At 40.4% G+C, this 6,600-nt stretch carries 6 protein-coding genes; 2 read left to right on the top strand and 4 right to left on the bottom strand.

What is annotated here, in order from left to right:
* Nucleotides 1-83: 83 nt before the first annotated feature.
* Nucleotides 84-1,874, top strand: coding sequence for a RagB/SusD family nutrient uptake outer membrane protein (locus AC1DPQ_RS13920; protein WP_477578506.1), 1,791 nt, complete (start codon nucleotides 84-86; stop codon nucleotides 1,872-1,874).
* Nucleotides 1,874-2,800 (top strand): metallophosphoesterase family protein, encoded by a 927-nt coding sequence (locus AC1DPQ_RS13915; protein ID WP_477578504.1) that lies wholly within the window; start codon nucleotides 1,874-1,876, stop codon nucleotides 2,798-2,800. The genes AC1DPQ_RS13920 and AC1DPQ_RS13915 overlap by 1 nt, the downstream gene beginning before the upstream one ends.
* 120 nt (nucleotides 2,801-2,920) lie before the next feature.
* Here the strand turns inward: AC1DPQ_RS13915 and AC1DPQ_RS13910 are convergent, their stop codons facing one another.
* The 4 genes from AC1DPQ_RS13910 to AC1DPQ_RS13895 form a co-directional block, all read right to left on the bottom strand.
* Complete coding sequence (locus AC1DPQ_RS13910; RefSeq protein ID WP_477578502.1) at nucleotides 2,921-3,862, bottom strand: phosphatase PAP2 family protein; 942 nt, start codon at nucleotides 3,860-3,862, stop codon at nucleotides 2,921-2,923.
* A 1-nt stretch (nucleotide 3,863) separates the two neighbouring features.
* Nucleotides 3,864-4,484 (bottom strand): sterol desaturase family protein, encoded by a 621-nt coding sequence (locus AC1DPQ_RS13905; protein ID WP_477578500.1) that lies wholly within the window; start codon nucleotides 4,482-4,484, stop codon nucleotides 3,864-3,866.
* A gap of 293 nt (nucleotides 4,485-4,777) precedes the next feature.
* Nucleotides 4,778-6,067 carry a DUF4833 domain-containing protein gene (locus tag AC1DPQ_RS13900; protein ID WP_477578498.1) on the bottom strand — a complete coding sequence of 430 codons (1,290 nt, stop codon included), beginning with the start codon at nucleotides 6,065-6,067 and terminating at the stop codon, nucleotides 4,778-4,780.
* Between the two features lie 10 nt (nucleotides 6,068-6,077).
* Nucleotides 6,078-6,600, bottom strand: a 523-nt coding sequence (locus tag AC1DPQ_RS13895; RefSeq protein ID WP_477609800.1) for a DUF5686 family protein, incomplete at its 5' end; no start/stop codon positions are given.

Genomic DNA, 6,600 nt, shown 5'->3' with positions numbered 1-6,600 from the left:
GGCATACCCTTACCAACGCAGATATGCTTTTGGTTTAAACCTCGATTTTTAACCTAAGCCCTCACATTTAAATCATTTTAAAAATGAAAAAGTATATATATATCGTATTTATTGCAGCTGCGGGTATGCTCGCAGCCTGTAAAAAAGCTGGGCTGGACCGTTTCCCACAAACATCCATCTCACCTAACCTGTTCTTTAATACCGAAAGTGATCTTTCGCTTTACGTAAATGGCCTACTCTCTCAGCCAGACCGCAATACYTATCTTAACGATCAGAGTACAGATAACGTAGCTACCACCGCGGCAGTTGAGGTAAAAAATGTCATGACGGGTAACACAAATGCCCAGAATATTACATCTGGCTGGAGCTGGGGCAGATTAAGAAACATTAATTACTTTCTGGAAAACTATGGAAAAGCACAGGTTTCTGCTGTCGTTAAAAACCACTATGCAGGTTTGGCCAGGTATTACCGTGCCGAATTCTATTTAGACAAAGTAAAGCGTTTTTCTGATGTACCCTGGTATTCAGGCACATTGGAACCAGGCGATGAAGAACTTTACAAAGCCCGCGATCCAAGGACATTAATTGCCGACAGTATAATGGCCGATTTAGATTTTGCCTATAAAAATGTAAGGGAAAGTGTTCCGGTGGGTACTCCGGGGAAATGGGCAGTAGCCACTTTGTATGCACGGGCAGCACTTTACGAAGGTACTTATCGTAAATACCATAACGAACTGAATTTAAGTAGTTCAGCAAATACTTTTTTAGAAACTGCAGCAAAAATTTCTGGTGAGATCATCGCTGGCAAAAAATTTAACATTTACAATACCGGAAAGCCGGAACAAGATTATGCAACGCTTTTCTCCAGTCAGGATTTAACTGCCAACAGCGAAGTGATTCTGGTTAACATCTTCGACCTGAGTAAGAGCAAAAGCCAGAATGTGAATTCGACTGTATTTGGCGATTATGAGCAGGCACCAGCCAAAGACCTATTGCAAACGTACTTAATGAAAGATGGAAGTAGGTTTACTGATGTAGCAAACTACGCACAACTGGGCTTTGTAGCAGAATTTAAAAACCGCGATCCACGGATGTCGCAGACCATGGTTTACCCGGGGTGGATAAGAGTACCCGATCCTACACCGTATATTCAGCGCTTAAATAAAAACTTTACAGGTTACCATCAGTTGAAAGGTTATGTAAACAGTACCGATAACTCGATCTTAAATAGTGTAGATTTTCCGGTATACCGTTATGCAGAGGTGCTATTAACCTATGCTGAAGCACTTGCCGAATTAGGTACACTAACACAAACCCAGCTAGACCAATCGGTAAATCTGCTTCGTAGAAGAGCAGGCTTGCCCGATCTTAATCTGGCAACGGCTAACGTCAATCCAGATCCAGCATTGCAGTTGCAATATCCAAATGTTACCGCTAACGCAGGTGTTATACTTGAAATTAGAAGGGAACGCAGGGTAGAATATGCTTTCGAAAACATGCGCTTTGACGATTTAATGCGCTGGAAGGTGGGTAAACTGCTTACCAAAAGTCCTGAAGGCATGTACTTCGCCGGATTAGGCAAATATGATCTTACCGGTGATGGGGTTGAAGATATTATTCTGATTGACAGAACGGCAACCATACCTGGCGAAGACCAGAAAGAAAAGAACTCACTTGGGGTAAAACTTATTTATTACCGTGCAGGATTAATCGGGACTGATGCAACGGTTTATTTAAAGAACGGCAACACTGGAGGTAATATCGTAACAGAAAATGTGGTTAGAATTTTTGAGGAACCAAAATTCTATTATCGCCCTATTCCGCAACAACAAGTAATCCTAAACCCTAAACTGAAACAAATTTTTGGTTGGTAATGATGAAAGAAATAAAAAGAAGGTCTTTACTAAAGGCCATAGGGATCTCAGCAGGTGCTGCATTTTCAGGCACATTACCAGCACTGGCTTCAGAAGCACTTTTGGATAAACCAAAAGGTAAAAAACTGATGCTTACTGTTCCACATATTACCGATGTGCACATACGTGCAGGAGAAAATGCTCCTGAGCGATTTAAAGCCTGTTTAAAACAGATTATCAGCAAACATAAAATTGATTTCTTCTTAAACGGAGGAGATTCGATTAACGATGCTTCTTACGATAATGTAGTACGCAACCAGGTAACCGAACAATGGGGTATTTGGGATGATTGTATTAAAACAATTGATAAATACGAAATACACAGCTGTATTGGCAACCACGATACATGGTGGAAAGCACCTACAAAAGAGGATGAAATGTATGGAAAGAACTATGTTGTGAAACGGCTAAAGATTCCTAGCCGTTATTATAGTTTCTCCAAAAAGAACTGGCATTTTATTATCCTTGATGGAAATAACAGCAAAATTTCGCTTGATGATGAGCAGTATAACTGGCTTGAGCAGGAATTAAAAAACCTGCCCGCTGGTACGCCTACCCTGCTTATGTCGCATTATCCAATCCTGGGCACCACCCAGGTATTGGTTGGTGGCGGACATTCGGATTGTAAAAAACTGAAAGATCTCTTCTACAAACACCGGGATAAGGTAAAAATCTGCCTCAGCGGCCATAACCATCTTTCCGATCAAACCGTTTACAATGGTGTTCGCTACTGTTGCAATGGAGCCATGAGTGGTTTTTGGTGGGGCAAGGGTGATGCAGAATCGGCGGGCCCAGGTTATTACCTGGAAACACCTCCCGGGTATGCAATACTTAAAATGTACGATGACGGAACAGTTGAAAACGAATATTTCCCACACACTTTCTAATAATCTTGAGCACCAGATCACATGCTCAAACAAATGGGTAAGTGTTAAATAATTAGTTTCATTCCTAATTCCAATAACTTGTGCCCCTAAGCCCAATAACCGATCGGTTATTGGGCTTTCTTAATTACGAATGGCACTTATCATATTTGCTGCAAACTGTTTCAACTTAGTATTCCGCATTAAATAATTGAAAGAAATAATACCTACTATGGCGCAGCTTAATCCGGCTAATACATCAAGCGTATAATGATGACTGGTATAAACAGCCGAAAACCAGATTCCAAGCATTACGGCAGCAAAAAAAATATTGATTTTCCCCAAGCGGTTTTTTAAACCATAATAAACAACTATAACAGGATAAGACGAGTGCAGCGATGGCATGGCCGCAAATACATTAGAGCCTTTGCTGTATATGCCATGAAAAAGTGTAATGTTAAAATAATGGTCAAACCGGGCCAATCCGGCAGTATTGCCGGCAGTTTTCGCGATAAATTCGAAGCCATGCTCCTGCACATACCACGGTGGTGCAGCCGGAAAAGCGTAGTACAACACAAAGCCTAATAAATTTACCCACACAAAGGTGAGCGAAAACCAAACAAACTGTTCTTTATTCTTAAAGAACAAATAAGTAGCGAATGCCAGTGGAACAGGTACCCACATCAGGTAGAAAAACCCGGTTAATACATCTAAAAATGTTGTACTGTTTATTTTCCAATACTCGTTAGGTGTAAGTATTAAGCCATGGTAGTTAATGCCGAAAGTATTTTTTTCCAGGTCATATAAATCTTCAATATGTACCGTATTAAAAAGATAGTTTGGAAAGGCTTTCATGTAATCAAACAGAATCCAATAGACAATAAAGATTGAAAAGCCGAGGATAAACTGCCTGGTTCCCTTCGAAATAAAAAACAAAGCATTAAAAATAAAAATCAGCACCAGCTGATCGGTTTTAAAGCCGACCAGTAGTACTGATAACAATAGATATCCAACAGATATAGCAACTGTTAGATAAATATTCCGAAGATTATAAAAACTGTTTTTAAGCAATACTTCTTGCTGCATGTTATTTTTTATCAAAATTAGATCTAAAAATATGATCCCAAAAAGTCCAACTTACCCCATACCCCTTGGTCGAATCGGAATAATGATGAAGCATATGGTGCTGTTTTAACTGTTTCCAGAAACCACTTTTAAAATTGGCATGGTGAAGTGCATAATGCACCATATCGTAAAATAGATAGCCGATCATAAAACCGGAAAAAAATGGATAAACCACTGTATCGGGCAATAACCAATCGAAAAGAAAATAAAAACCCAAAGCCATAGGGATACTAGCCGAAGGTGGCATCACCAATCTTTTGGCATCGTTGGGGTAATCGTGGTGTACACCGTGAAAAATAAAATGGATTTTCTTGCCCCATTCGACTTCCGGTTCGAAATGGAAAACATAGCGGTGCAGGATGTATTCGGTAATTGTCCAGATGGCCAGGCCTAACAAAAACCAACCTGCAAAACTCAAAACAGGCATTTCGATTTCCCAAAGCGCCTTCCAAAAAAGGAAAGCAATAACCGGAACATAAACAATCAAAGGCACATAAAACCTAACTTTTGATAGGCTTTCTAAAAAGTCATTTTTAAACATCCTGATAGATGCTGTCGAATTTGAAACAAAATTCTTTTTCATTGGTAATATTTTAACTGGTCTTCGACTCGGTTAATGTGTAATCGTCATCTCGACTCGAGCGCACCGATTTTTCATCGAGAGCGAAATGGAGAGATCTATCTTTTAGATTTCTCGGCTTCGTTGCACTCCGCTCGAAATGACGGATCAAGTGAGCGTTTAGTGAAAGTCTTCGACTCCACTCAGACTGACAAATCGCTGTCATTCTGAACGCAGTGAAGAATCTCTAACCTACAGCACACAACCCCTGGCCCTAAATAGTAAAAGATTCTTCGTTGCACTCAGAATGACATCAGCTAAACCTTAATCCTTTCAACTAACACTTTTGAAGGCTCCGAAGCATCAACACCTTTTATCTCTACATATTTTACATTCGGAAACCAAAAGGTACCGCCCTCAATCCGAAGGAAAATCCGTTCTAACTGCATTTTTTTATTGTTAATGGTGGCAAAAACATGGTATTTTTTATCTGCACCAGATTTATTCAGGTACATTGGCAGTTTTTTATGCGAGGTAAACCTCAATTCGAACTGACCGTTACCCAGATTTTTGCTGATAATGCCATATGCAAATTTCCGCTGGATATAACTCAGTTCTTTCTTCTCGCCTTTATCTCCGTAGCGCATCCAAAATACATTTACGGGCTGTTCTTTATTTACTTCGCCATGTTTGTCTACATTTAGCTGGCAGATAATGGTATTGGTATTCGGATCGCGCTGTAAATAAAACAGCTGATTACTGATATCTTTTGGCGTTGGAAAAGTAATCGGAGAAGGATCTAATCCCTGCGCATTTGCATTAAAGGGAAGTACTCCAGTTAAACTTCCCATTAATACCAAACCCGCAATTAATGCCGCCTTGTTATTTCCTTTTCGCTCATTAAATTCTTGCGCTTCGAGTCCTTTTTTGGCTTCCTGTAACCTTTTAACTGCAGTGATATTGGTCAATACTGCCATTAGGGTAATGGGCATGGTAAAAATCGACATCGTTTCGAAAACATGGAATGAAACACCTGGTACGTAAACTTTGTAATTGCCGCCAATAAAATGACCTGCAATACCACAGGCTATGGCAAAAACGCCAATGGTTACTACCCTTTCTGGTCTTTGCATTAAACCGCCTTTACACTCCACACCTAATCCCTCGGCCCTTGCGCGGGTATAACTCACCATCATCGAGCCGATTAATGCGATAAACGCAAACAAGGAACTTAAAAAATAATGATGCGCAACCAGGTAATAACAGATGCCCAAAAACATGATCATTTCGCTATAGCGATCAAGAACCGAATCGTACAAAGCACCAAACTTCGAACTCATGTTCCCTAATCGCGCCACCTGACCATCGAGCATATCAAACAGACCCGCAAAAAGCACCAGCGCCCCTCCCCAACCGATGTATGACATATCGCCACGGTTCGATTTTTCGGCACCGAGCACAAAAATTACGGCCACACCGATATTCAGGATCAGGCCAATGGTCGTCACCGCATTAGGCGTTAAACCTATTTTTATCAGTCCCTTTACAAAAGGATTGATCACCTTGTATATGCCCTGTTGCAGACTGTCTCTTAGATTTTTTCCCATAGCTTTTTTCTTAAAAATCAAATTTTACCCTTGCCCTTATTCCCCACTCCGAAACCTCCGGATTATTGAGATAGTTGAACCGCTTCACCACGTCTACCCTCAATAGTTTAAAGATATTACCTACACCAACACTGCCCTCCATGTAGGGCTCGTTACCCAATGCATAAGTTCTTTGTGCGCCATTTTCGTAAACGGGAAACTGATATAGTCCTGATTGGAAATTTGGATTGTTTTCGTTCCTCAACCCACCATATAATGCCTTAAACGAAACCACTTCCCTTAATTTTAACCGCTTAATTAATGGTACTTTATTAAAAAAGAAGCCGTTAAAATTGTGGTCTATATTAATGCTTACATAATGGTCGCTCACAAACTCGAGGAAGTTCATCAGGTTATAAGAGTTGAGCTGATAGGCGTAAGTTTGGTTGGCTCGGTGTATGGCCAATAAAGGGAAAGGCACTTTTCCGGCGATATAACCACCTTCGAAAGTTACATCGCTATAGCCTAACTGTGATAAATAGAAACGTTTATCG

The organism is Pedobacter sp. 01T416_2 (genome assembly GCF_056398925.1).
This window is presented reverse-complemented; position numbering and strand designations above follow the sequence as displayed.